The organism is Methylophilus sp. 42, from assembly GCF_000384155.1.
Taxonomy (GTDB): Bacteria; Pseudomonadota; Gammaproteobacteria; order Burkholderiales; family Methylophilaceae; genus Methylophilus.
Genome location: NZ_KB913031.1, coordinates 2539896 through 2563470, shown reverse-complemented (window position 1 = coordinate 2563470; position 23575 = coordinate 2539896). Strand labels below are relative to the sequence as shown.

The window sequence follows — 23575 nt, the reverse complement described above, 5'->3', positions numbered from 1 at the left end:
GTAATCGCTGCCTGAGCGGCCTTGCTTGTGGCAAAATAACGCCTTGGTTGCCGCTATGATGAATTTACTCTCACTCGAATCCTCCACCGAAACACTGTCACTGGCCTTGCAAACGGGGGCCGGCTTACACACATTTGATGAAGTCACCGGCCCTGCGGCATCGCAACGTATCCTGCCTGAAATTCAGCGTTTGTTGACGCAGGCAAATATCCAGCTGAGCGCTTTGGATGGCATTGTGTATGGCACTGGCCCTGGTGCTTTTACCGGCGTGCGTGTGGCTGTAGGTGTGACGCAGGGGCTGGCATTTGGCGCTGATCTGCCAGTAGTCGGCATCAGTTCTGTGCTGGCGGTGGCGGAGACTGCCTGGCAAGAGGCGCAGGCTGAAAAGGTGCTGGTATGCCTGGATGCGCGCATGGGTGAGGTCTATCATGCGGCATTTGTGCGGCAAGCCGATGGCTGGCAAGAGGTTTTGCCGCCTGTGGTGTGCAAGCCGCAAGATGTGCCTGCTGTGGAAGGTGCGAACTGGCTGGGCGCAGGGTCTGGCTGGCGTGTGTTTGAGCAAGTGTTGTCAGAAAAATATAGCGGCCAACTGGTGAGTGTGTGTCCGGAATTGATGCCTAAGGCTAGCGCGCTGCTGACGTTGGCGCAGCCATTGTTTGCAGCGGGCGATACCCAGGCTGCGCATGAGGCCGCACCATTGTATATACGTAACCGTGTCGCCTTGACGGCCGCTGAGCGTGCGCAAGGGCAAACGCTGTAACTGATATGAGCGCCTTGCCCCAACAGCACGTCACGTTCCGCCCGATGTCTTATGACGACCTGGCTGCGATTAGCCGGATTGAGCCGACGATTTATAGTCATCCATGGACATTGGGAAACTTCAACGATTCACTCAATGCCGGGTATAGTGCCTGGGTGATGGAGATTGCCGAGGATATTGTTGGCTATGCCTTGGTGATGATGGTGCTGGACGAAGCGCATTTGCTCAATCTCAGCATTGCCAAGCCATTTCAGGGCCAGGGCCTTGGACGTACTTTGTTGGCGCATATGGTCGATGTTTCGCAGCGTCATCAAGCGGCTAATATGTTTCTTGAGGTGCGCGTCAGCAATACCAAGGCGATTGCCTTGTATGAATCTATGGGATTTTGTGAGATGGGCGTGCGCCGCAATTACTATCCCACCAAAACTGGCCGCGAAGATGCTGTATTAATGGGGTTGGCATTATGAACAGGAGTGCCTGGTGAGTTTAAGCCGTGAAGACATGTTGCGGGAACTGGAGTTGTTGCCAGTCTGGCGTGCACGCTTGCCTGCGCCTGCAAGCTTGTCGCCAGTGACGATTGCAGAACCCGTTGTCACGCTGGAAGCTGCTATAGCGGCCACCGCCGCGCCAGTCTCTGCGCCTGTTGTCGAAGATGAAACAGAAGGGCTGAATATTGAAGCATCCCTCGCGGAGAGGCTTCAAGCGCCACTGGATGCATCGCCTGAATTGAGCGAGCCCAATTTGCCGGAAGCGGCTGCTGAGCCGTTGGTGCAAACGCCGTGGCTGCTTTATTGCCCGCACGCCAGTGATGCGCCGAGTCAGCAGTTGTTGCAAAATATTTTGCGTGCCTTGCAACTGCCGCTTGAGGAGGTATCGCTGTACCAACAGCCGTTACAGTTGACACAAGTGAACACCCGCTTTTGTGTATTGTTTGGTCTGGAACAGGCAAATCAGTTTTTAGCGACAAATCATGCGGAAATAGCTGCTGTTCGTGGTCAGATATTGACTTATGGCGACATGCTGGTGGTGATTACTCATCACCCACAGGCCATGCTGGAAAATTCCTTGTTAAAGCGTGAAGTCTGGCAGGATGTGTGTTTGTTGCTGGCCAGGCATGCAGCAGTGACTGCTTGAAGAAATGCCTTTTAGCCCGCATCTATAAAGTAGATGTGGTTTTATGATGAATTTATGTTTTTTGACTGGAGTCTGACATGCGTCGATTATTAAATATGCTATTGCTGGTAGCTACCCTAAGCCTGTCTGGCTGTGGTTATAACCAGTTTCAAAGTCTGGATGAAGAAACCAAGGCCAATTGGTCTGAGGTATTGAACCAGTATCAGCGCCGTGCGGATTTGGTGCCTAACCTAGTGTCTACCGTGAAAGGCTACGCCAGCCATGAAGAAAAAGTGCTGACTGAAGTGACCGAGGCACGTGCCAAAGTGGGTAGTATGCAGGTCACGCCTGAGTTGCTGAATGACCCGGATGCGTTTGCCAAATTCCAGGCGGCACAAGGCCAGCTGACCAGTGCCTTGTCGCGTCTGATGGTGGTGTCTGAAAACTATCCTAACCTGAAAGCGGATGCCAGCTTCCGCGATTTGCAGGCTCAGCTCGAGGGTACTGAAAACCGTGTAACAGTCGCCCGTAACCGTTATATTGAGTCTGTGAAGCAGTACAACGTGTCCGTACGTAGTTTCCCTAATAATTTAACTGCCATGATGTTTGGTTATCAGCCTAAGCCATCATTTACAGTTGAAAATGAAAAAGCGATTTCAACGGCGCCTAAAGTTGACTTTGGTGATGGTAAGTAATCGCTAACATGACCGCTTGCTGGAAATCACTCCTGCTTGTCTGCTGCGTGCTGTTTGGCATCGCAAGCAGCCAGGCAGCCGATGGCCTGGTCGATATTCCGCCACTGCAAAGCGCAGTGACGGATTTGACACAGACCTTGTCCGCTGAGGAGCAAGCCGCCCTGAGTCAGAAGCTTAGCCAGTTCTCACAGCAGTCTGGCTCCCAAGTGGCTGTGCTGTTATTGCCTAGCACGCAGCCAGAAGAAATTTCGCAGTTTGGCATCCGCCTGGCTGATGCCTGGAAAGTGGGCCGCGAAAAGCAGGATGACGGCGTGATTATTATTGTCGCCAAAAACGATAGGAAAATGCGTATTGAGGTCGGTTATGGCCTCGAGGGCGCGATTCCAGATGCGATTGCCAAGCGTATCATCAGCGAGCAAATTACACCTGCGTTCAAGCAAGGCCAGTTTTACCAGGGTTTGAATCTGGCGACGGATACCTTGATCAAGCTGATTCAGGGCGAGCAGTTACCTGCGCCCACCAAACAAGCGCGTCAGGCACATGCAGATGACTGGATGAGTATGCTGCCTATCCTGATGTTTGCTGCGATTATCGGCGGCGCCATCTTCAAGGGCATGCTGGGTGATTTTCCTGGTAGCCTGGTGACCGGCGGTTTGCTGGGTGGCTTGGCGGGTTGGTTAGGCGCGACAGCCTTGATTATGGGGCTGATCGGTTTGGCAGCATTTGTGTTCACGCTGGCCATGGGCGGGCGTGGTGGCGGATCCTATGGCGCGTATCCTGGTGGCTTTGGCGGTTACTCCGGTGGTAGCCGTGGCCCGGACATTTTCAGTGGCGGCGGCGGTGGCTTTGGTGGCGGTGGTGCCTCCGGTGACTGGTAATCAATATTGAGAGTCGTATGAAACCTGTACACCCGTTCAAACGCTGGTTCAAACATGCCTGGAGTCATCCTAGGCATGTGAAAGCCTTGTTTCCGCAGCATTCACTCAAGCAGATTGAATTGGCCATTGCACAAAGCGAGCATCATCATGCGGGTGAAATCCGGGTGGTGATCGAGTCTGGTTTACCCACCTATGCTATTCTGCGGAGATTGGCGCCAAGGCAACGTGCGATCAATTTATTCGGCCATTTCAATATTTGGGATACCGAGCATAACAATGGCGTGTTAATTTACCTGCTGCTGGCTGACCATGATGTTGAAATTGTGGCCGACCGCGGCATACACCGGCATGTAGGAGAGGCTGGGTGGCAGCACATTTGCCAGCACATGGAAGGGATGTTCAGAAGTGGGCAGTTTGAAGCAGGTGTGGTGTATGGCATACAAACGATTGGCGAGCAGCTGGCAACACATTTTCCGCCAGAAGCTGTTCCGCGTAATGAGTTACCTAATCGCGTGCTTATTCTTTAGTTTTACTCTGTCGGCCTACGCAGACCTTAACGATATCAACCGTATTTACCATAGCACTCCCTCGCTAGGATCGTTTGAAATCTGCCAGGGCGGGGGATGCACGCATTCTGATGTGCTTAGGCTGACGCCAGCCGAATGGGACAACGTCACCAGGCTATTTATCCCATCCCCGCAAACAGCCGAAATTGAGCGCGCAGCCATCGCGCAAGCCATCGGTGTGCTGGAGGATATTGTCGGCACCAAGACAGGCACTGCCGCTGATCGCGCCGGCACGTTCAATAACAGCGGCTACCTGCATCAGCAGGACTGTAACGACGAAGCGATCAACAGCACTACCTATATGCGGTTGATTCAGCAGGCTGGCCTGATGCAATTTCACCAGATTTTAGACACACGTACACGCAAGTTCTTTTTGACCGGCTGGCCGCATAGCGCTGCTGTGATTAAAGAGGTCGACAGCAAAGCTGAATATGCCGTCGACAGCTGGTTTTACGATAATGGTTACCCGGCAACGATAGTGCCCATGGCGCAGTGGAAGGAGGGCTATATTCCTACTGATAGCCCCATCTTGCATCGAGAAGCACCAAACGACCATTCCACCGAATAAGCGCGAGTGACTAAGCCCTGGTTTAAGGCTAAAATCGCGCTTTCAGATTCTAATTAAAAGTTATTTTATGCGCGCCTCACAATTTTTCATTGCTACCCAAAAAGAAGCCCCTTCCGACGCCGAGCTGATCAGCCACAAACTCATGGTGCGTGCCGGGCTGATCAAAAAGCTGGGCAGCGGTTTGTATAGCTGGATGCCGCTGGGTTTGCGTGTACTGCGCAAGGTAGAAAACATCGTGCGTGATGAGATGAACAAGGCTGGCGCGCTGGAGTTGCTGATGCCTGCCGTGCAGCCAAAAGAGTTGTGGGAGGAAACCGGCCGCTGGGCGGTGTTTGGTCCACAAATGCTGAAAATCCAGGACCGTCATGAGCGTGATTTCTGCTTTGGCCCAACGCATGAGGAAGTGATTACTGACATCGCGCGCAAGGAAATCAGCAGCTACAAGCAGTTGCCGCTGAATTTCTACCAGATCCAGACCAAGTTCCGTGACGAGATCCGCCCACGTTTTGGTGTGATGCGCGCGCGCGAGTTTTTGATGAAAGATGCCTACTCTTTCCATACCAGCGCAGACTGTCTGGTGAATACCTACAACAGCATGCACACGGCTTACAGCAATGTGTTCACGCGCCTGGGCTTGAAGTTCCGTGCAGTGAAGGCCGACTCTGGCGCCATTGGCGGTGATGGCTCACAAGAGTTTCACGTGCTGGCAGATAGCGGCGAAGATGCACTGGCCTATTGCGAGCAGTCTGACTACGCCGCCAACGTCGAGTTGGCCGAGGCGGTTGCTACCGGTAGCCGTGCGGCCGCCAGCGAAAGCATGCGCGAGGTCGATACGCCTAAGCAAACAAGCTGCGAAGACGTCGCCAAGTTGCTGGATGTGCCAGTGAGCAAAACCGTTAAATCTGTTGCGCTGATGGTGGATGACGTATTTACCCTGGCCTTGTTGCGTGGCGACCACCAGCTTAACGAAGTGAAGTTTGGCAAGATAGATGGCGTGAAGGACTTCCGCCTGGCGACCGAAGAAGAAATCCGTGCCAACTTGAGTTGCCCGCCTGGCTTTATCGGCCCGGTTGGCGTTAACGCCAATGTGCGCGTAGTGGCCGATAGAACCGTGACACTCATGAGTGATTTCGTTTGTGGCGCCAATAAACCTAAGTTTCACCTGGCAGGTGTGAATTTTGGCCGCGATTTGCCAGAGCCAGCCATCGTGGCAGATATCCGTAACGTGGTGACTGGCGATGCCAGCCCGGATGGCAAGGGTACTTTGGATTTGTGTCGCGGGATTGAAGTCGGCCATATTTTCCAGTTGCGTACCAAATATTCCGAAGCCATGCAGGCGACTTACCTGGACGAAAATGGTCAGACGCAAGTGATGGAAATGGGCTGTTATGGCATCGGCGTGTCACGTATCGTCGGTGCTGCGATTGAGCAGGGCAACGACGAAAAAGGTATTGTTTTCCCGCTGAGTATGGCGCCGTTTGCCGTGGTGATTTGCCCGATTGGCCTCGACAAGAGCGACGCAGTAAAACAGGCCGCGTTTGACCTCTATGCCCAGTTGCAACAAGCGGGTGTGGATGTGTTGCTGGATGACCGTGGTGAGCGCCCGGGTGTCATGTTTGCCGAAAGCGACCTCATGGGTATTCCGCATCGCGTGGTGATTGGTGACCGTGGTTTGGCTGAAGGCAAAGTCGAATATAAGGGCCGTACCGATGCTGAGGCACAAAACTTGCAAGTGACTGATTGTGTGACCTTTTTGCGTGACAAACTTGGTCAGTAATTAGAGGGATTTCATCCCTCTGTTTGGCGCCTGTGGCGGGATGAATTTGATTACAATAGACGCAATGAAAAAAGCATTCTTCTTTTTGTTTGCCTTTTTGCTGGCCGGCCTGTGTGCATGGTCAGCGCCGACTATGGCTGGCAACCAAAAAGAGGAGCCGCTTGCCAATAGCGTCAAGGCGTTGATGCAAAAGTCAGTCAGCGACCTAGCTGCGCCGCGATTGTTATTTGATAACGAGCTGTCGGCACAACAATGGTTGCAGGACATGTCCGCCCGCCTAGCCAAGCGTATGCCTGATGCGCAATATCGTGAAGATTTCCTTAAGTCTGTACACTACGAAGCCACACGTGCAGGGCTGGATCCGCAAATGGTGTTGGGCCTGATTCACGTTGAAAGTGGGTTTAAAAAGTATGCGGTATCCAGCGTAGGTGCCCGTGGGTATATGCAGGTGATGCCATTCTGGGTGAAGTCGATTGGTGTCAACGAGCACAATCTGTTTGATATGCGTTTAAACCTGCGTTACGGCTGTACTATTTTGCGCCATTACCTGGATATTGAACGCGGCGATTATTATCGTGCGCTGGGTCGTTATAACGGTAGCCTGGGCAAGCCTGATTACCCGAACCTGGTAGTGGGTGCCTGGCGTAATCACTGGCATTATGCGCCTGCTTTAGATACACCCAAGCTGAATGTTGCCAGTCAATAACCGAATAAAACAGATAATAAAAAACCGCGCTTATGCGCGGTTTTTTATTATTGGCGTTCAAACTTATTTGACGATTTTAAAGCCATAGTAGGTACCAAACTCACCTTCTGGTTCGTGGTAGACAAACATCATGCCGTTGGTATATCCGAGACCATTAAAGTGGTTTTGTGAGCGTAGCTTCATCGTTGCAGGCAGCGCACTTCTGCCGACAAACTGACCATTCAAGTCAAAAATCAATACGGCTTTATGATCGATATCCAGCAAGGCTAGCTCATTGCCAGCCACGCCTGTAAAGGCAATGTAATGATCACTGACATCGTCGTGCATCACTTGTGCTTTGGCAAAGTCGAGTTTGATTTCCTGCAGTTTTTCGCGTTGCTTGGAGTCGACGACAAATACCAGGTTGCCTCTATCCTGTTTGGCATAATAGTGTTTGCTCACTGGGTCGTAGCTGGGCATGGTGCCCGCATCGCCAAAGGCCGGGTTGAACTGGGCGACGTCGCCCGAAGTCCCTAACAGCTCGCCTTTATCACCGACATCCAGGCTGTAAATGCCGGTATTAGGTGAAAAGCCTACTGCGCTGGAAATATTATAGGTAATGGTTTCCAGCTTACCGGAGTTCGGGTTGTAATAGAGTGAACGATTGTCATAGCCAGGTTTGGCCGAGTTGACATAGCTGCCATCCGCCGTAAACGCATGCACCTCAGATTTTGAAATCGGCGCTTCAAATTCGCTGCCCATCGGCGCCAATCCACCATCAGCAATGTAGTAGTGTTGATTGCTGGGTAAATAAGCCACGGCCATCGGGCGCGTAGTCGGCTTTTTAGTCAGTGGGATTTTTACGCCGACTTCTGCCTCGGGCAAAATCTCAGCATGGGCGATGAGCGTCAGGCAAGAGAGTGCCAGTGCGCTCAACGTTTTTGGGGTGAATTGCATATCTCCGTCATCCTGTTTTTATTGGTGATTGATAGACTCTATTTTAACGTGTAAGTTTAAGATTTTGCTGACGGCGCGCGCGTAATCAGCATGGCATCGCCATAACTGAAAAAACGGTAAGACTGATCAATCGCATGTGCATAAGCCTTGCGCATCAAATCATAGCCGCCAAATGCGGATACCAGCATCATCAAAGTGCTTTTCGGCAGATGGAAGTTGGTGATTAATCTATCCACTAGCTTGAACTCAAACCCAGGCGTAATGAAAATATTGGTGTCACCATGATGCGCAAATAGCTTACCCACATGCGCCGCACTCTCCAGTGTGCGCAGCGAGGTTGTGCCTACCGCTGTGACGCGCTTGCCACTGGCGCGCGCGTTGAGAATCGTGCTAATCGTTTCCTCAGGCAAATGATATACCTCACTATGCATATGATGCTCGGCAATATTGTCCACTTTCACCGGCTGGAATGTGCCTGCACCCACATGCAGCGTCACGTATCGCACATGTACGCCTTTGTTGATGAGCGCCTGTAACAAGGCCTCATCAAAATGCAGGCCAGCTGTCGGTGCCGCCACCGCCCCCGCATGCTTGGCAAACACGGTTTGATAGCGCGTATCATCTGCGGCATCCGCCTTGTGCTCAATGTAAGGCGGCAGCGGCAACTGGCCATATTGCTCCAAAAAGTCATACCAGGACTCATTACCCAGCAGGCGGATATGAAACATATCGGCCTGCCTGCCTAACACCTCAGCCTGATAGTCGCCCGACAAATGCAACAAACTGCCCGCTTTGGGCGAGCGCGAAGACTTGATTTGCGCATAAGCCTCTTGTTCAGACAGTACGCGGTCTATCATCACCTCAATCTGGCCGCCGGTGGCTTTTTGCCCAAACAGCCTGGCTTTGATCACCTTGGTGTCATTGAGGACCAGCACATCGCCAGCTTCAAAATGGTCGGCAATCTGGCGGAAATAACTGTCCTGTATAGTCTGTTGTATGGCATTGACTTCCAGCAGGCGGCTTTCTGAACGGTTGGGTAGAGGATGTTGTGCAATTAAGTGTGCGGGAAGATAAAAATCGAAATCTAGAGTTTTCATAAATCAAAATTATGGTTATAATAGCTGTCTTTGAGATGTCCAACATTATATCCCATGCCGGGATGGCGGAACTGGTAGACGCACTGGACTCAAAATCCAGCGCCGCAAGGCGTGCCGGTTCGATTCCGGCTCCCGGCACCAAGAAGTTGTACAAAGTGATTCAATTTAGCCCGTAAATCAATGACTTACGGGCTTTTTTGTGCCCAGAGCAGTCCAAAGTCGTCGTTTGACATCCAGTATTAAGCAGGGGTAGCTTGTGAGGTAATAAAACTTACCTCATTTGGAGTTACCCCGAAATGGCACTCTCAGATACAGCATTACGCAATGCAAAACCCGCCGATAGCCTACCTTAATGAAATTGCATCAAAGGTTGGCTCATAAATATCCAGCGGCTTACCTAACCGTAGAAGAAAGCTATGGTAGGTGCGGGTACCAGTCCTCAACTTGTTTTGTCTAGACCGAGGGCTTAACAAAATTTTTTCGTGCGGGAGTTACAGGGGGAGGGGGGGTATAACCCCTGGGGCTTTATAGTCAAGGTGTTTGTGACTTAAATCAGCAACAATGTTTTTGGGTCCTTCCTAGGGTTTCATCTACTGCGGGTAATTCGAACCGTGATATCAAGCTAGATACTCTTAGTGCTGTGGGGTGGTCATTCAGGTGGTCGATGGGTGGTCACCACCATATATAGTAGTAAAAGGTATTTGGGGTGAGCATATTTTGATTTTGGGAATACGAGCCTACATAAAAGCCTATTTTTACCGTTAATCATGTTAATAGCGACGGACTTTTAAAATGCTGCAAGGTATGTAAATCATTGAACTGACTTATAAATTAGTCTGTCTGTACTATTGCTAATTCAAGGATATATGCTTAGCATGCTAGACTGCTTAAATTAGTACACAAAAAAATTAATTCAGAACATGGTAGCTACTGCACCACAGACTATTGATAAAGATTTAACAGACAAAATCAGAAATCTGATTTTTCAATTTGAGCATATACCTGCCGATTCTTTTGTTATAAGGCAATTGAATGCAGATGTTGATAAGCTAATGAAAGTAGATGCTAGTCGAGCGCATCTACATAAAGCTAGCTTAAATTTCTTAATTGGTGATTTTGAAAATGTTAAATATCACGTTCGTGTGATGAACGGCATTCCGCCAGAAAGCTACCAAAGCCTTTATTACAATTCAGCAATCGTTTTATCAAACAGTTACTTATATAGTGAAGCGATTGGCTACTACGAATCTATTATTGCTAAAAACGAATTAGAACCATATGAAATAATTCTTGGTGGGTATAACTGCCTAGCTTTCATCAAATTAAACAAGCTAATCAAGGAATCATTGAAGCTTAAATTAGAATTCGCAGACAAAGATATTTCCTTGGCCGAAAGAGCTAGTGCGATATTGGAGTCGGCAAACATTACTGACGCTGAAGTTGCCAAATATGCAGATGTATTTGGTGAGGTATTGCGTGAGCGTAGATTGATGATTGGTGAATATAATCCAACAGTTTTAATCGGAGATAATCAAAACAATTGGCATCCGCATACTGTTTTTATAATTTTTAGAGTTAAAACTGATCCTAATGTTGCAGCTGATATTTATGCTGAATCGGTTTCAAGATCGATACAAAAATATGGGGCATTCCCAGACGCTTTGCATATGAGTGTTGAGGCGATCTAATGCCAGTTTGTGCTAATGATTTGCTGGCATCAGCAAATGATATTAAAAACAAATGCAATGCAACAGAAGCTGATTTCAGGAGCGCCATTTCTCGTGCTTATTATGCCTGTTATCATGGGGCTGTTGAATTTCATTCAAAATTGGCCAAGCCAGGCATTACAAAAGAGAAATGTGGCGTGCATGAAAATCTTCAACATATGCTCAACCACCCTAACATTCCGAAAACAGATGACAATCATTCAAAATCTTTACTGATTGCACATTTTTTAAAGGGCCAACTTTTTAACCGTCGAAATGTGGATTATGATCTACAGATGGAAATCACTGACAAACACGTGAATGTAGTATTTGCAAATACAAATAAGATTTTCCAGAATATATAAGTAATAAACTTAGTACTTACTTTGATCAAACCCGCGAGAGGCGGGTTTTTTATGGCCTGTCATGTTCCATTTTCATTTTGAAAATAGGCCGTGAGTTGGATCTAAAGAAAGTGTGACTTTTATTCAATTGGGGTAACAAATATTTATAAATTCCTTAGAGTGGCTTAAATATTAGTGTTTGGTGCAACATTCGGTTCAGGCTCCCGCACCATGTATTACTCTCAAGTAGCACGAAGAGGACTCAAAAAGTACAAAAAATTAAAAGGCTTAGATGATGATCGTCTAGGCCTTTTTTATATGGTGCTTCAGTTGGCTGCTCCACCAACTGATTACGAGGTCGGGATTAATTTCTTATTGCGATGAGGTCGCGATAAACGTGCCAGCTAGCATGCCCAACCACTGGCATAGTTAAAATCAATCCCAAAAAGTTGGTCGCCAGGCCAAATCCCACGAGGACGACAATACAGAATGCCCATAGCAGCATGGGCACCGGATTATGTGCACAGGTGCGCAGGCTGGTGATGGCTGCGGTCCAGGCGCTGGCGTTACGGTCTAGCATGAGGGGCATGGCGATGACGCTGATGCTGAAAATAAAAGCGGCAAACACGGCACCGGCAGAAAAATAAACGAACAGGAACGTGGGTTGCTTGAAGGTGAATACGTTGATGACTACATCTGCAAAAGTGGGTAGTGCATCATGAAAGTAATGCGCGAATATACTCATTGAAAGACGCACCCAGCTGAGAAAAACAAAAATCAGTAGTCCTGTGAACAGGGTGATATTGAGCAGGTTGGGTAGCCATGCGGTGAGGGTGGGGCGAAGTGAAGGTCGTTCGCCGGATTCTATGCGTCTGCTTAAGTCATATAGCCCGACCGCCAGGAATGGGCCTAGCAAAAAGAAGCCGGTTGATACCCCGGCCAGTAGCCAGTAATTGTCAGCAAAAACGGTGTGTATGATGACGCCGATGGCGGCGAAAATGATACCGTAAAAAAGACTGGCGCGGCCGCCGAGGTGGATGTCGGTTACGCCTGCATGCAGCCAGTCTAGAATGATGTTGGTGCCAACTTGGCGGATGGAAATACCGTCGTCAGCACGGACTTTTGTGGCGGGTATATGGTTAATGTTCATGTGTTTAGCCCCTTTTAAAATGATGGCTGCCATCAATCAGTGCTTGCAGATTGCATGACCGATCTTTAAAGCTGAAAAGCTCTTGATGATGGCTTGCCACAACTACTTGCATTGCTAATTCATTCACACAAAAAACGGTCCCAATGGCTTGCTGCGCCTCATCTGTCGCTAATCTGGTGTAGGCAAGATTGCGCGATGACATCGGGATACGATTAAGAATCTACCACAAAAAACTTTTGCATGCAGTCGTCATATTTTTTGATTCAAACATGCTTGATTGGTGATGGCGTGCAAAATCTCCCCCCGAAAAAGTAGTTGCTTGGGTGATACGCAACAACATTTTTTCACTACTCATCCACATCGCTTCTTCGTTGTTCCGGCAGTATTCAGAATGCTCGTTGGACTAGTCTGGTCCAGTATTTTATGCGCTTTTTTGACCGCGTCGCTTTAACCCCAACTCACCATAAATTTACATTGATGACAGGGGTAATCCCGATTTTTTGTCTTGTCACTAGGTTGGTCTTGTGCTAATTTACAACATGTAACAAATTTGTAACTAAACGTAATTTAGTTGCTACAAGCTAAATTTGGGTTGGCAAGCATGTTATCTATTTGCGAAACACAATGCATCACAAGGCCGAATGCATCCGCTTCTACAGAAAGTGTATGCAAGTTGTTGTTGAGTCTGGTGGTGTTTTCGGGGCTGATTGCTTTAGCTTTTTTGCATGTAGGTGCTTGGATGGTGTTGCCGTTTGCTGGCTTGGAATTAGTGTTGGTGGTTCTGGCGTTTGTGGTGGTATTGCGTCACAGCAGTGATTACGAAAAAATTACTTTCGTTCAGGATCAGGTTGAAATCGAGCAAAGTGTGTTGGGAGAAATAAAACACGTTCGCTTTCAATCCTATTGGACCCGGATAACGCTCAGGGAAGGTGAGAACGGTAAAACGTCACTGTGGATTGGGTCCCATCATCAAGAGGTTGAGTTTGGTCGAGATACCATGGACAACGCGCAACGCGAACAAGTGGCGTCTCATCTCAAGCGGGTACTTCTGAAAACTAAATAACTGGATTTTGGAGCGATTAGATGCAAGGGATGAAGAAACTCGGGGTTGGTGCGTTTGCATTGTTCTTGTCTTTAAGTGCACGTGCTGACTTCACCTGGAATTTTCCAGAGCCGGTCACGCCGATGGCTTTGGATACCTTACACGTACACAACAAATTTATGCTGATTACTGCCGTCATCTTTGTGGCAGTGCTGGCTATCATGATTTATTCCATTGTGACTCACCGTCACAGCAAGGGCTACAAACCTGTGGCCGATAAGGCGCCTTCGACTGCGGTTGAAATTTTCTGGACGCTGATTCCATTTGCGATTTTGCTGCTGATTGACTTTGTCATCATGGGGATTCCGGCTTACCACAGCGTGGTGATGATGGAAGATACACGTGACCAGTCGACCATGGTGATCAAGATCACTGGTTCACAGTGGCGCTGGCAATATGAATACCTGGATGGCGACGCCAAAGGCATCAAGTTCGTCAGCAACCTGGCCACCAGCAATGACCAAATGCATAACGAAGCCGATAAAGGCGAGCATTACCTGTTAGAGGTTGATAACCCGCTGGTGCTGCCGGTTGGCGAGAAGGTGCGCATTCTGATGACGGCTTCTGACGTGTTACACAACTGGTGGGTACCGCAGTTTGGTTCTTCACGTGTGGCTGTGCCCGGCTTTATCCGTGAAACCTGGGTGCAGGTTGAAAAGGCGGGCGTGTATCGTGGCCAATGTAAAGAGCTGTGCGGTAAAGGCCATGGCTATATGCCAGTGGTGGTGAATGCGGTGTCTAAAGAAGAGTTCGCACAATGGGCGAACAAAAAACAGGATGAGCAAAAAGCTGCGAATGATGTCAAAGAGATGACCAAAGACGAACTGGTCGCTCAGGGTAAAGTGGTCTACGAGAAAAACTGTGCGGTATGCCATCAGGTGACAGGTGCAGGTTTGCCTCCGGCTTTCCCGGCACTCACCGGCAGCAAAATCGCCACCGGCCCGATTTTTGGCGCAGATGGCAAATATCAAAAAGACAGTCATCTGGATCGTGTGCTCAATGGTAAAGGCGTGATGCCTGCCTGGAAAGCCACATTGAACGATACGGAAATTGCTGCGGTGATTACCTACGAGCGCAATGCGCTGGGTAATACGGCGGCTGTGGATGCACTGGTGCAGCCAGCGCAAGTTAAAGCTGCACGCGAATAATATTTGAGCGATTTTAGGAGAGCACTATGAGTACTACAACCGTAGCACATCATGATGAGCATCACGACGACCATCCGACCGGGATTATGCGTTGGTTAACGACGACCAACCATAAAGATATCGGCACCATGTATTTAACCTTTTCACTGGTGATGTTTCTGGTCGGCGGTTCGATGATTTTGGGCATTCGTGCCGAGCTGTTCAAGCCGGGTTTGCAATTAATGAACCCTGAGTTTTTTAACCAGCTGATTGGCGTGCATGCGCTGATCATGATTTTTGCGGCATTGATGCCAGCCGCTACTGGTTTTGCCAACTGGATGTTGCCTTTGCAAATCGGTGCACCTGATATGGCCTTGCCGCGCTTGAATAACTGGGGCTTCTGGATTCTGCCACCGTCAGCTATTTTGCTCACACTGCCATTCACGCTGGCGTTGTTTGGCGTTGGTGACGGCGCATTAGCGACTGGCTGGACCTTTTATCCGCCGCTGTCTGTGCAAGGCGGGATTGGCGTCGACTTCGCTATTTTTGCCGTGCACTTGCTGGGTATTTCGTCAGTATTAGGCTCTATTAATATTATTGTGACGATTTACAATATGCGTGCACCTGGCATGACCTTGATGAAAATGCCGATGTTCGCCTGGGGTTGGTTAATTACGGCCTTCTTGCTGATTGCGACGATTCCAGTGTTGGCCGGCGCGGTGACCATGTTGCTGACCGACCGTCACTTTGGTACCCACTTCTTTGATGCTGCCGGTGGCGGTGACCCAATCATGTTCCAGCATTTGTTCTGGTTCTTTGGTCACCCTGAAGTCTATATTCTGTTGCTGCCGGTGTGGGGTTTCATTCCTCAGATTCTGCAAACCTTCAGCCGCAAACCAATGTATGGCTATAAAGCACAAGTGTATTCATTGTGGTCTATTGGTGCTTTGGCTGTCGTTGTATGGGCGCACCACTTCTTTACTGCCGGTATGCCAGTGCCAGCTTTGCTGTACTTTATGTATAGCACCATGGCGATTTCATTGCCGCTGGCCGTGTTGTTCTACTGCTGGATCCGCACCATGTGGAAAGGCTCCATGAGCTTTGAAACACCGATGTTGTTTACTGTCGGCTGGATCATTTTATTCGGTATTGGCGGCTTGACTGGCCTGGTGCTGGCTGACGTGGCTGCGGATGCGCAATACCACAACAGCTACTTCGTCGTGGCGCACTTCCACTACACCCTGTTCGCTGGTGGCATCATGGGCATTATGGCCGGTGTGTACTACTGGCTGCCAAAAATGACCGGCCATATGTATAACGAGAAGTTAGGTAAAACACACTTCTGGTTAACCGCTATTTCATTCAACGTGACGTTTATTCCGCAATTCTTTGTTGGCCTGGCCGGTATGCCGCGTCGTATTCCTGACTACGCATTGCAGTTTGCCGAGTTCAACATGATTTCTACGGTAGGCGCGTTTGTGTTGGGCCTGTCACAACTGCTGTTTGTGTACATTATTCTCAGCTGTGTCAAAGGTGGTAAGAAAGCCACTGACAACGTTTGGGAGGGTGCACAAGGGCTGGAGTGGACATTGCCTTCACCACCGCCATACCACAGCTTTACTGAGCAGCCTGTTGTTAAGTAAGGACAAAGCTGAAGTAAATTTGAAGCAAAAGCCAATCCGTCTGTGATTGATTGGCTTGTTTAAAGGTTGATGTATTTTGAGTGATCCCAAGCAGTCAAATAATCGGAAAATTGCCTGGCTGTTAGCCGCAGTGGCCATTATCTGGTACCTGATTTCGATGTTTACGATTTGGAAGTAAGCGGCGCTTGCAACGGTTATGGCATTAGAGCAAGCGCAGGTAGCAGCCAATAAAAAATTGGCGTTGAAATTAGTCTGGATTATTGCTGGTGCATTGTTGTTTGCTTTTGCACTCGTGCCGCTATATGACGTGATTTGCTCAGTCACAGGCTTGAATGGCAAAACAAACAATACGGCTGAGAGCGCAAGCAAAGCGGTTGTTGATTTGAAGCGTGAAGTCACGGTGCAATTTGTGTCATCGGTGATGCCCGGCCTGGGGTGGAATTTTTACCCCAAGCAAAGCAGTGTGGTCGTGCATCCGGGCCAAGTGACCACGGTGATGTTTGAAGCAAAGAATATTACCAGTGAGGAAGTGGCCGGACAGGCGATTCCAAGCGTGACGCCAGGCAAAGCATCGGCACATTTGAAGAAGATTGAGTGTTTTTGTTTTGTCAGGCAGACACTCAAACCTGGGGAAGTAAAGGCGTTGCCACTGCGGTTTTTTGTCAGTGCCGATTTGCCAAAAGATGTACAAGAAATGACCTTGTCGTATTCGTTTTTTCCGGCAAGTCAGTAAACACAATAATTATGAGCAATAAGTTAAAGGATAGGGAGTTAATGCATGGCTAGTCATTCAGAAAATCACTATTTTGTCCCGCATGGCAGCATATATCCGGCACTGATTTCTGTCGGGTTGCTGTCTATGGCCAGTGGTTTTGTTTTTAATGTTACCGGTTCGGATACGCGCCTGGATGGCTCCATCAAGAATCCGGCGCTGTCTTACCTCGCAACCCCGGGCAAATACATGATGTATCTGGGTCTGGCGATTATCCTGACCATGATGTTCAAGTGGCTGAGCACGGTGGTTACTGAGAGTATCACCGGGCAATATAAAAAGTGGGAAGATAAATCTTTCCGCATCGGCATGATCGTCTTTATCTGTTCAGAGGTTGCCTTTTTTGCGGCTTTCTTTGGTGCATTATTTTATATGCGGGTGCTGTCGGTGCCTGATCTGGCCTCCTATGCGCCGGATATTACACCGTATAAAGACTTTTTGAGTGCGTGGCCGTCACAAGGGCCTGGCGGTACGGTGCTTGGTGAGGCTTATAAGCCCAACCCTGAATTCCATCCGATGTCATGGAGTGGCTTGCCGCTGATTAACACCTTGCTGCTGCTCAGTTCTGGCGCAACCATTACCTGGGCGCATTGGGGCTTGATCAAGAATAACCGCAAACAATTGATTATTGGTCTGTTTTTGACCATTGCGCTCGGTGTGACTTTCCTGTGCTGTCAGGCGGCTGAATACCATCATGCCTACACGGAAATGGGCTTGACGCTGAAATCAGGCGCCTACGGTGCGACATTTTTCATGTTGACAGGGTTTCACGGCTTTCATGTGACGATTGGTACCCTGATGCTGATCGTGATTTGGCTGCGTAGTATTAAAGGTCACTTTACGCCTGAGCATCACTTTGGCTTTGAAGGTGTGGCCTGGTACTGGCACTTTGTGGATGTGGTGTGGTTGGGCCTGTATATCTTTGTTTACATGCTCTGATGAATGAAAAAAGGGCGCATTGAGCGCCCTTTTTTAGCAAGCGTAATATTGTTAAAGTGTATGGCCTATGTAGCCGAAATGTGCTGCGAGAATCAAAGCCAGAAACAGGAAGATGGATAAGCCGATACGCATGGTCAGGGCTTTCACGGTGCGATCGGAACCACTCTTGTCTTTGAGCAAAAACAGCAAGGCGGAAAACAGGCTGCCCACAATGACAATCAGTATCAAAATGGTGACAATTTTAATGAGCATGATGTGATCTCGCGTTAAGTTGATCACATTATGGGCTGTAAGCTGGAAAATGCAAATACCCTTGGGAAATTATGTCGTTCGTGTACGCTGGCTGGTGGTGTGTGTCATGGTAGTCGCAATCTGGGGTTGTGTCCGGCTTGGCTTGTGGCAATGGCACAAGGCAGAACAAAAGCAGGAAATTACCCGCGCATTGACGCATCATGGCGATGCGGTTTGGCCGCAAGCGCAAGACTTGGACTCCCCGGCTAAAGTCGAAACTTTGCATTTGCAGACCGTTGAATTCAAAGGGCATTACCTGCCTCAATATGCATTTTTTCTTGATAATCAGGTGGAGCAAGGCCAAGCCGGATTTCATGTCATTACGCCTTTCTTGCTCAATGACCAACAACATGTGATCTGGGTAAACCGTGGCTGGATAGCCGGGTTTACTGATCATCAACAAACGCCAAAAATTTCCACTACGCAGGCTGAGCAAGTGATTAAGGGCTTGTTCTGGCAGCAAACCAAAGTCGGTTTCAGGCTGGATAAACCTGGCCAGGCCTGGCAATCCGTGCAACCTGTGCTCGACTTTGCTTATTTACGCCAGCATGTGCCTTATATTTTCCCGGATGTGATCCTCAAACTCGCCCCAGCGGTTGGTGAGGGGTATGTGCGGCATTGGGATGTGCCTGCCGGGCAAGTGGAAAAGCACCTGAGTTATGCTTACCAGTGGTTTGGTTTTGCTGTAGCTAGCCTGGTGATTGGATTGACTCAAATGTTGGAGAGACGGGCTTGAATATGACCCATGAAGAAACGAATCCTTTAGTGGTGCTGGATCCTGTGCAGCAGCGCAAAGGGCGCATGATTTTTTTGTTGTTGGCGATCTTTTTTACCGTGCCGCTATTGGTGGTGGTGGCGATGATCAAGTTTGACTGGCGTCCTACTGGCAAGAGCTATGGTCAATTAATTCAACCGCCCGTTTCCATCGCCCATACAACCCATTGGGTGAGTGACCAGCAGCAGGCATTGCCGGCATTCTGGCAGGATAAATGGAATATCGCCCTGATCGCACGCGAGTGTGATGCGCCTTGCATGCAGCGTTTGTACGACATGCGGCAGATTTATGTCTCGTTATACAAAGACATGATACGTGTGCAGCGCGTGCTGATTACACAGCAGGCTGACACCAGCGCCATTCGTGCCCGTTATCCTGATTTACTGATTATTAATGGTGCGCCTGAGCAAGTGACTGCGTTGGGCAGTATGCTGAGTGGTGGTGGCCAGAATACACTGGATGCACAACGCGTTTATTTTATCGATCCGCTGGGTAATATCATGATGCAATATGGCCCCGAGATGGAGGCCAAGTGGATACGCAAGGATCTGGTGAAATTGTTAAAGGCTTCATGGGCAGGCTAGTACATGTTTAAAGCGTTGAGTGTATTGGCTGCTATTGTGGCTTTTTGTGTGGTGGTGCTGGGGTCGTATGTACGGCTTTCAGATGCCGGTTTGGGCTGTCCGGATTGGCCGGGCTGCTATGGTGCGTTGACCGTGCCGCAGAGTGAATCTGCAATCCAGTCGGCACAGCAGGCGTATCCCGACAAGCCCGTTGTGCATGCCAAAGCCTGGAAGGAAATGGCACATCGTTACCTGGCTGGCAGCCTGGGCTTGCTGGTGGTGGCTCTGGCCGTGTTGGCATATCGTCAACGTCATACGCTTAAAACTGCCTGGCAGTTGTCGGCAGGCTTGGTGGTGTTGATCGTTCTGCAAGCCTTGCTGGGGATGTGGACGGTGACCTTGTTATTGAAGCCGGTGATCGTGACCTTGCATTTGCTTGGCGGCATGACGACGTTGGCTTTGCTGAGCTGGATTGCCTTTCGTCATGGCAGCAAGCAGGACATTGCATTGCCTGGCAGTCAGCAATGGTGGTTGCGTGTTGCGTTGCTGATCTGGATCGCGCAAGTGCTGTTGGGAGGGTGGACCAGCAGTAATTATGCTGCCTTGGCCTGTACGGATTTTCCGACCTGCCATGGCTTGTGGTGGCCGGATATGGATGTCGGCGAGGCATTTCACCTCACGCGTGCTTTGGGTGAAAGTCGCGATGGCGGACAGTTGCACCTTAATGTGCTGACAGCCATTCAATGGATACATCGTTTGGGTGCATTCGTTGTGCTGGGCTGGATGCTGGTGAGCGTGAGATTTTTGCTGCAACGACCTGTTTCACGTGGCCTGGCCTGGGGGCTGCTGGCGATTGTACTGTGCCAGGTGGCGATTGGGGTTGGTAACCTGTTGTTGCAACTGCCGTTGGTGCTGGCGGTGCTGCATAACGCAGGGGCAGCGTTATTGGGCGTATGGCTGGTAGCTATCAATGCCAGATTGTTGAATACATCATCAAATGTCATATAAAAAATAGGGGAACAGTATGCAAGCAGCATGGATGACACAGTTGGCCTCAGCCAGCATGGGGATGCGCAGTTTTTATGCGCTATGCAAGCCGCGCGTGACGGCATTGATCGTGTTTACCGCCATTATCGGTATGCTGATGGCGACGCCAGGCATGGTGCCGCTCTCGGTATTGCTGGCCGCCACGGTGGGGATTGCCTTTGCATCGGGGGCGGCGGCGGCGTTTAACTGTCTCATTGAGCATAAGATTGATGCCATGATGGCGCGTACCCGTGCACGGCCTTTGCCAACTGGTCAACTGTCGCAGATGGAAACACTGCTGTTTGCCAGTGTGCTCGGCGGCATAGGCTTAAGCATTTTGTATTACTGGGTCAACCCGCTGACCATGTGGTTAACGTTAGGGACTTTTGTCGGCTATGCGGTGATTTATACCGTATTCCTCAAGCCTGCCACGCCGATGAATATCGTCATTGGTGGGGCTTCTGGCGCCATGCCACCCATTCTGGGCTGGGCTGCAGTGAACAATACCGTGTCTCCAGAATCCCTGGTGATGTTTCTGATTATTTTTGCCTGGACGCCGCCGCATTTCTGGGCGCTGGCCTTATACCGTCGTGAAGAGTATGCCAAAGTCGGCATGCCCATGTTGCCGGTGACACACGGCGAGCAGTTCACCTTGCTGCATATCGTGCTGTATACCGTCATTCTGGTCGTCGTTTCTATGATGCCTTATGGCCTGGGCATGAGTGGCTGGTTGTATCTGGCATCTGCTGCCGTGTTGAATCTTATTTTTATGTATTATGTGGTTAGCTTGTATCGTCATTATTCAGATGCACTGGCTAAAACAACCTTTAAATATTCGATTCTTTATCTCAGCCTGATGTTTGCGGCATTATTGCTGGATCACTATCTGGTCTAACCTGATCGTGAATGTAGCCAGGGTGCGCATATGCGCACCCTTTTTTCTGCCCTAATGTTTGGTTTCATTATTCATCAGGCTATGCACACGCTGGTGCGCAGTCTGCTGGTAGACCTGCTCCAGCAGCGAGCTGAACATGGTGGGTCTGCCATGCAAAAAGCCCTGGATAAAGTCGCAGTTAATCACTTTGAGAATGCTCTCCTGGCGGGCATTCTCCACGCCTTCCGCAATCAGTTTGATATTCAGTTCATGTGCCATCTGAATGATGGATCGGCACAGAATGAAATCATAATTGTCGACCTCCAGATTCTTAATAAATGACTTATCAATTTTGACGTAGTCGATCTGGTATTTTTTGAGGTAACCGAGCGCAGAGTAGCCGGTGCCAAAGTCGTCTATCGAGAGTTTGATGCCTGCGTGCTTGACGTTCTTTAAAGTGTCTTGCGTTACTTTGGATGGTTCCAGTAACAAGCCTTCAGTAATCTCGAAACAAAAGCGTTCGCATGGGATGTTGGAACGTTGCAGGCGCTTGATAAAGGCCATCAGGTGTTGTGGATGCGCAAATTGCACGGGCGAAATATTAAGGCTGATTTGTGTTCCTTGCAGGCGTAACAGGTCAATGGCTGATAAGTCATGGAGCACCTCATCAAAAATCCATTTGCCAATTTCGATAATCACACCTGATTCTTCTGCCAAGGGAATAAACACATCAGGCGGGATGGCGCCACGTGTCGGGTGTTGCCAACGGATTAACGCTTCCGCTTTAATCAGGCATAAGTCACTCAGGCGATAAATGGGTTGGTAAACCAAATGTAGCTCACCATTGGCGACAGCTGAGCGCAAGTCATGCGTGAGCGAAATACGGTCGCGTATTTCCCGCTGCATGGTTTGCGTAAAGAACTGATATTGATTTTTGCCAGCACGTTTGGCGGCGTAAAGTGCCTGATCGGCGAACATCATTAATTCTTCGCCGGATCTGCTGTGGTCGGGGAACACGGCAATGCCGATGCTGGCGGTGACAAAGTATTGGTTATCTTCAATGTAAAACGGTGAGCGTATGGTTTCTACAATCTTGGCGCCAATCTCGTGTAACACCTGAATATCCCGAAGCTTGGGGATGACCACCACAAACTCGTCCCCGCCCAGCTTGGCTGTGGTGTTGCCACTGCGCGCGCAAGACTGTATGCGCAACGCTGCGTTTTGCAGCAAACGATCCCCCACCGCATGACCGGCAATATCATTCACATCCTTAAAGCCATCCAGGTCAATCAGTAATAAGCCCAATTGTTGCTGCGATTGCTGGCAATCAATAATCGCTTCTTCCAGGCATTTTTGCAGCAGGTAGCGGTTAGGCAGTTGCGTCAGGTAATCGTAATTGGCCTGCCGCCAGAGTTGCTGGCGAATGTCAGCTTCCCGGCGCTGCGCGCGCTGGTAGAAGCGCCAAAATTGATACAGCAATAATACGCAGACGATCGTGACGGCTGTGATGCTGGTAGTCACCATCATGTGGTTAAACGAGGTGCTGGTATGTGTGGTTGCCAGAGGGGCTGGTACGGCCGCCGCTGTTTGGTGCGTCAGCGCAGCAACGGCGGGGATCAGTTTGCCAGCCAGTCTTTTAATAGTGGTATTCATACCATTCTGTCCCAGTATTGGAGCACAATTGAGGCCTTGTATTTGCACGCCAGTTTTAGCGGCTACAACAAGGGCTAACTCAATTAACGGCTGAATATAAAGAAACTTTAGAACGGATTTGAAAAAATAATAAAAAATCGCCTGTTGCAGGACAACAGGCGATGGTTGGGTGTATTGCTGAAATTATTTGGCTGACAAGCAAGATTTCATAAACGCTTTACGTTCATCACCAGCGAGTGCTTTGGTTTTGGCGTCGGCATTACAGGTTTTCATTTTGTTTTGCTGTGCAGTCAGGCCAGCACTGGCGCCATCTGCAGATAAACATTCTTTCATAAAGGCTTTGCGCTCATCGCCTGCAAGTGCTTTGGTTTTGGCGTCGGCATTACAGGTTTTCATTTTTTCCTGCTGCGGGCCTGCATTGGCAGAGATACAGACGCAAGACAACAACAAGGCAATCACCAGTTTATTCATGAAAGTCTCCAAACAAAAAAAGATAAGTATTTTTCGAGTTCAG

General features: G+C 49.4%; 26 protein-coding genes and 1 tRNA gene. 21 read left to right on the top strand and 6 right to left on the bottom strand.

Annotation, left to right across the window (positions count from 1 at the left end; all coding sequences use genetic code 11):
- Positions 1 to 58 precede the first annotated feature (58 nt).
- The 9 genes from tsaB (at position 59) to MET42_RS0112170 (ending at position 7063) form a co-directional block, all read left to right on the top strand.
- Positions 59 to 760, top strand: a complete 702-nt coding sequence (gene tsaB, locus MET42_RS0112210; RefSeq protein WP_029512435.1) for a tRNA (adenosine(37)-N6)-threonylcarbamoyltransferase complex dimerization subunit type 1 TsaB — start codon at positions 59 to 61, stop codon at positions 758 to 760.
- Positions 761 to 765: 5 nt separating this feature from the next.
- The gene (gene rimI, locus MET42_RS0112205) at positions 766 to 1227 is read left to right on the top strand and encodes a ribosomal protein S18-alanine N-acetyltransferase (RefSeq protein ID WP_024930685.1); all 462 of its coding nucleotides are present in this window, start codon (positions 766 to 768) and stop codon (positions 1225 to 1227) included.
- A gap of 13 nt (positions 1228 to 1240) precedes the next feature.
- Complete coding sequence (locus MET42_RS0112200; RefSeq protein WP_232411560.1) at positions 1241 to 1894, top strand: hypothetical protein; 654 nt, start codon at positions 1241 to 1243, stop codon at positions 1892 to 1894.
- A gap of 77 nt (positions 1895 to 1971) precedes the next feature.
- The gene (locus MET42_RS0112195; RefSeq protein ID WP_024930687.1) at positions 1972 to 2568 is read left to right on the top strand and encodes a LemA family protein; all 597 of its coding nucleotides are present in this window, start codon (positions 1972 to 1974) and stop codon (positions 2566 to 2568) included.
- Between the two features lie 8 nt (positions 2569 to 2576).
- Positions 2577 to 3446 carry a YgcG family protein gene (locus MET42_RS0112190; RefSeq protein ID WP_029512434.1) on the top strand — a complete coding sequence of 290 codons (870 nt, stop codon included), beginning with the start codon at positions 2577 to 2579 and terminating at the stop codon, positions 3444 to 3446.
- A 17-nt stretch (positions 3447 to 3463) separates the two neighbouring features.
- Positions 3464 to 3973 carry a TPM domain-containing protein gene (locus MET42_RS0112185; protein WP_019883315.1) on the top strand — a complete coding sequence of 170 codons (510 nt, stop codon included), beginning with the start codon at positions 3464 to 3466 and terminating at the stop codon, positions 3971 to 3973.
- On the top strand, positions 3942 to 4580 hold the full coding sequence (locus MET42_RS0112180) for a hypothetical protein (protein WP_232411557.1): 639 nt from the start codon (positions 3942 to 3944) through the stop codon (positions 4578 to 4580). The genes MET42_RS0112185 and MET42_RS0112180 overlap by 32 nt, the downstream gene beginning before the upstream one ends.
- A gap of 67 nt (positions 4581 to 4647) precedes the next feature.
- On the top strand, positions 4648 to 6357 hold the full coding sequence (locus MET42_RS0112175) for a proline--tRNA ligase (RefSeq protein ID WP_019883313.1): 1710 nt from the start codon (positions 4648 to 4650) through the stop codon (positions 6355 to 6357).
- Positions 6358 to 6421: 64 nt separating this feature from the next.
- Positions 6422 to 7063, top strand: a complete 642-nt coding sequence (locus MET42_RS0112170; RefSeq protein ID WP_019883312.1) for a lytic transglycosylase domain-containing protein — start codon at positions 6422 to 6424, stop codon at positions 7061 to 7063.
- A gap of 63 nt (positions 7064 to 7126) precedes the next feature.
- Here MET42_RS0112170 and MET42_RS0112165 read toward each other — a convergent pair whose 3' ends face one another.
- Both MET42_RS0112165 and queA read right to left on the bottom strand, forming a co-directional pair.
- Entirely contained in the window at positions 7127 to 7999 is an 873-nt protein-coding gene (locus MET42_RS0112165) for a hypothetical protein (RefSeq protein WP_019883311.1), read from the bottom strand.
- Between the two features lie 56 nt (positions 8000 to 8055).
- On the bottom strand, positions 8056 to 9096 hold the full coding sequence (gene queA, locus MET42_RS0112160; protein ID WP_019883310.1) for a tRNA preQ1(34) S-adenosylmethionine ribosyltransferase-isomerase QueA: 1041 nt from the start codon (positions 9094 to 9096) through the stop codon (positions 8056 to 8058).
- A gap of 56 nt (positions 9097 to 9152) precedes the next feature.
- Here queA and MET42_RS0112155 point away from each other — a divergent pair.
- The 3 genes from MET42_RS0112155 (at position 9153) to MET42_RS0112145 (ending at position 11167) form a co-directional block, all read left to right on the top strand.
- Positions 9153 to 9237: transfer RNA gene (locus MET42_RS0112155), tRNA-Leu, on the top strand.
- Between the two features lie 779 nt (positions 9238 to 10016).
- Positions 10017 to 10784 carry a hypothetical protein gene (locus MET42_RS0112150; RefSeq protein WP_019883309.1) on the top strand — a complete coding sequence of 256 codons (768 nt, stop codon included), beginning with the start codon at positions 10017 to 10019 and terminating at the stop codon, positions 10782 to 10784.
- A complete protein-coding gene (locus tag MET42_RS0112145; RefSeq protein WP_019883308.1) occupies positions 10784 to 11167 on the top strand; it encodes a hypothetical protein in 384 nt (127 codons plus the stop codon). Before MET42_RS0112150 ends, MET42_RS0112145 begins: the two co-directional genes overlap by 1 nt.
- Before the next feature lie 343 nt (positions 11168 to 11510).
- Here the strand turns inward: MET42_RS0112145 and MET42_RS0112140 are convergent, their stop codons facing one another.
- On the bottom strand, positions 11511 to 12329 hold the full coding sequence (locus tag MET42_RS0112140; protein WP_232411555.1) for a DUF2189 domain-containing protein: 819 nt from the start codon (positions 12327 to 12329) through the stop codon (positions 11511 to 11513).
- A gap of 568 nt (positions 12330 to 12897) precedes the next feature.
- On the opposite strand from MET42_RS0112140, the gene MET42_RS0112130 reads away from it, so the two are divergent.
- The 5 genes from MET42_RS0112130 to MET42_RS0112110 all read left to right on the top strand — a co-directional run bounded on the left by MET42_RS0112130 (position 12898) and on the right by MET42_RS0112110 (position 17879).
- Positions 12898 to 13359, top strand: a complete 462-nt coding sequence (locus MET42_RS0112130; protein WP_024930702.1) for a DUF2244 domain-containing protein — start codon at positions 12898 to 12900, stop codon at positions 13357 to 13359.
- 20 nt (positions 13360 to 13379) lie between these two features.
- Positions 13380 to 14546, top strand: a complete 1167-nt coding sequence (gene coxB, locus MET42_RS0112125) for a cytochrome c oxidase subunit II (protein ID WP_019883304.1) — start codon at positions 13380 to 13382, stop codon at positions 14544 to 14546.
- A 26-nt stretch (positions 14547 to 14572) separates the two neighbouring features.
- Positions 14573 to 16168 carry a cytochrome c oxidase subunit I gene (gene ctaD / locus MET42_RS0112120; protein ID WP_019883303.1) on the top strand — a complete coding sequence of 532 codons (1596 nt, stop codon included), beginning with the start codon at positions 14573 to 14575 and terminating at the stop codon, positions 16166 to 16168.
- A 196-nt stretch (positions 16169 to 16364) separates the two neighbouring features.
- Complete coding sequence (locus MET42_RS0112115; RefSeq protein WP_019883302.1) at positions 16365 to 16901, top strand: cytochrome c oxidase assembly protein; 537 nt, start codon at positions 16365 to 16367, stop codon at positions 16899 to 16901.
- Positions 16902 to 16946: 45 nt separating this feature from the next.
- Entirely contained in the window at positions 16947 to 17879 is a 933-nt protein-coding gene (locus tag MET42_RS0112110) for a cytochrome c oxidase subunit 3 (protein ID WP_019883300.1), read from the top strand.
- Between the two features lie 51 nt (positions 17880 to 17930).
- On the opposite strand, the gene MET42_RS0112105 is transcribed toward MET42_RS0112110, so the two are convergent.
- Positions 17931 to 18131: a twin transmembrane helix small protein gene (locus MET42_RS0112105; RefSeq protein WP_019883298.1), complete on the bottom strand. Its 201-nt coding sequence runs from the start codon at positions 18129 to 18131 to the stop codon at positions 17931 to 17933.
- A 49-nt stretch (positions 18132 to 18180) separates the two neighbouring features.
- Between MET42_RS0112105 and MET42_RS0112100 the strand changes: the two genes are divergently transcribed.
- The 4 genes from MET42_RS0112100 to cyoE are packed head-to-tail and all read left to right on the top strand — an operon-like array spanning position 18181 to position 21429.
- Entirely contained in the window at positions 18181 to 18906 is a 726-nt protein-coding gene (locus MET42_RS0112100) for an SURF1 family protein (protein WP_019883297.1), read from the top strand.
- Positions 18907 to 18908: 2 nt separating this feature from the next.
- The gene (locus MET42_RS0112095; protein ID WP_019883296.1) at positions 18909 to 19529 is read left to right on the top strand and encodes a hypothetical protein; all 621 of its coding nucleotides are present in this window, start codon (positions 18909 to 18911) and stop codon (positions 19527 to 19529) included.
- Positions 19530 to 19532: 3 nt separating this feature from the next.
- On the top strand, positions 19533 to 20516 hold the full coding sequence (locus MET42_RS0112090) for a heme A synthase (protein WP_019883295.1): 984 nt from the start codon (positions 19533 to 19535) through the stop codon (positions 20514 to 20516).
- 16 nt (positions 20517 to 20532) lie between these two features.
- Positions 20533 to 21429, top strand: a complete 897-nt coding sequence (cyoE, locus tag MET42_RS0112085) for a heme o synthase (RefSeq protein ID WP_024930708.1) — start codon at positions 20533 to 20535, stop codon at positions 21427 to 21429.
- Positions 21430 to 21480: 51 nt separating this feature from the next.
- Here cyoE and MET42_RS0112080 read toward each other — a convergent pair whose 3' ends face one another.
- Together MET42_RS0112080 and MET42_RS0112075 are read right to left on the bottom strand one after the other, a co-directional pair.
- On the bottom strand, positions 21481 to 23061 hold the full coding sequence (locus MET42_RS0112080; RefSeq protein WP_019883292.1) for a bifunctional diguanylate cyclase/phosphodiesterase: 1581 nt from the start codon (positions 23059 to 23061) through the stop codon (positions 21481 to 21483).
- 183 nt (positions 23062 to 23244) lie between these two features.
- Positions 23245 to 23532, bottom strand: coding sequence for a PsiF family protein (locus MET42_RS0112075; RefSeq protein ID WP_019883291.1), 288 nt, complete (start codon positions 23530 to 23532; stop codon positions 23245 to 23247).
- Positions 23533 to 23575 lie beyond the last annotated feature (43 nt).

Excerpts from the sequence above, each read along its gene's own strand:
- tsaB (WP_029512435.1), top strand. The coding sequence starts at position 59 with ATGAATTTACTCTCACTCGAATCCTCCACCGAAACACTGTCACTGGCC.
- rimI (WP_024930685.1), top strand. The coding sequence starts at position 766 with ATGAGCGCCTTGCCCCAACAGCACGTCACGTTCCGCCCGATGTCTTAT.
- MET42_RS0112195 (WP_024930687.1), top strand. The coding sequence starts at position 1,972 with ATGCGTCGATTATTAAATATGCTATTGCTGGTAGCTACCCTAAGCCTG.
- MET42_RS0112190 (WP_029512434.1), top strand. The coding sequence starts at position 2,577 with ATGACCGCTTGCTGGAAATCACTCCTGCTTGTCTGCTGCGTGCTGTTT.
- MET42_RS0112185 (WP_019883315.1), top strand. The coding sequence starts at position 3,464 with ATGAAACCTGTACACCCGTTCAAACGCTGGTTCAAACATGCCTGGAGT.
- MET42_RS0112180 (WP_232411557.1), top strand. The coding sequence starts at position 3,942 with ATGAGTTACCTAATCGCGTGCTTATTCTTTAGTTTTACTCTGTCGGCC.
- MET42_RS0112175 (WP_019883313.1), top strand. The coding sequence starts at position 4,648 with ATGCGCGCCTCACAATTTTTCATTGCTACCCAAAAAGAAGCCCCTTCC.
- MET42_RS0112170 (WP_019883312.1), top strand. The coding sequence starts at position 6,422 with ATGAAAAAAGCATTCTTCTTTTTGTTTGCCTTTTTGCTGGCCGGCCTG.
- MET42_RS0112165 (WP_019883311.1), bottom strand. The coding sequence starts at position 7,999 with ATGCAATTCACCCCAAAAACGTTGAGCGCACTGGCACTCTCTTGCCTG.
- queA (WP_019883310.1), bottom strand. The coding sequence starts at position 9,096 with ATGAAAACTCTAGATTTCGATTTTTATCTTCCCGCACACTTAATTGCA.
- MET42_RS0112150 (WP_019883309.1), top strand. The coding sequence starts at position 10,017 with ATGGTAGCTACTGCACCACAGACTATTGATAAAGATTTAACAGACAAA.
- MET42_RS0112145 (WP_019883308.1), top strand. The coding sequence starts at position 10,784 with ATGCCAGTTTGTGCTAATGATTTGCTGGCATCAGCAAATGATATTAAA.
- MET42_RS0112140 (WP_232411555.1), bottom strand. The coding sequence starts at position 12,329 with ATGGCAGCCATCATTTTAAAAGGGGCTAAACACATGAACATTAACCAT.
- MET42_RS0112130 (WP_024930702.1), top strand. The coding sequence starts at position 12,898 with ATGTTATCTATTTGCGAAACACAATGCATCACAAGGCCGAATGCATCC.
- coxB (WP_019883304.1), top strand. The coding sequence starts at position 13,380 with ATGCAAGGGATGAAGAAACTCGGGGTTGGTGCGTTTGCATTGTTCTTG.
- ctaD (WP_019883303.1), top strand. The coding sequence starts at position 14,573 with ATGAGTACTACAACCGTAGCACATCATGATGAGCATCACGACGACCAT.
- MET42_RS0112115 (WP_019883302.1), top strand. The coding sequence starts at position 16,365 with ATGGCATTAGAGCAAGCGCAGGTAGCAGCCAATAAAAAATTGGCGTTG.
- MET42_RS0112110 (WP_019883300.1), top strand. The coding sequence starts at position 16,947 with ATGGCTAGTCATTCAGAAAATCACTATTTTGTCCCGCATGGCAGCATA.
- MET42_RS0112105 (WP_019883298.1), bottom strand. The coding sequence starts at position 18,131 with ATGCTCATTAAAATTGTCACCATTTTGATACTGATTGTCATTGTGGGC.
- MET42_RS0112100 (WP_019883297.1), top strand. The coding sequence starts at position 18,181 with ATGCAAATACCCTTGGGAAATTATGTCGTTCGTGTACGCTGGCTGGTG.
- MET42_RS0112095 (WP_019883296.1), top strand. The coding sequence starts at position 18,909 with ATGACCCATGAAGAAACGAATCCTTTAGTGGTGCTGGATCCTGTGCAG.
- MET42_RS0112090 (WP_019883295.1), top strand. The coding sequence starts at position 19,533 with ATGTTTAAAGCGTTGAGTGTATTGGCTGCTATTGTGGCTTTTTGTGTG.
- cyoE (WP_024930708.1), top strand. The coding sequence starts at position 20,533 with ATGCAAGCAGCATGGATGACACAGTTGGCCTCAGCCAGCATGGGGATG.
- MET42_RS0112080 (WP_019883292.1), bottom strand. The coding sequence starts at position 23,061 with ATGAATACCACTATTAAAAGACTGGCTGGCAAACTGATCCCCGCCGTT.
- MET42_RS0112075 (WP_019883291.1), bottom strand. The coding sequence starts at position 23,532 with ATGAATAAACTGGTGATTGCCTTGTTGTTGTCTTGCGTCTGTATCTCT.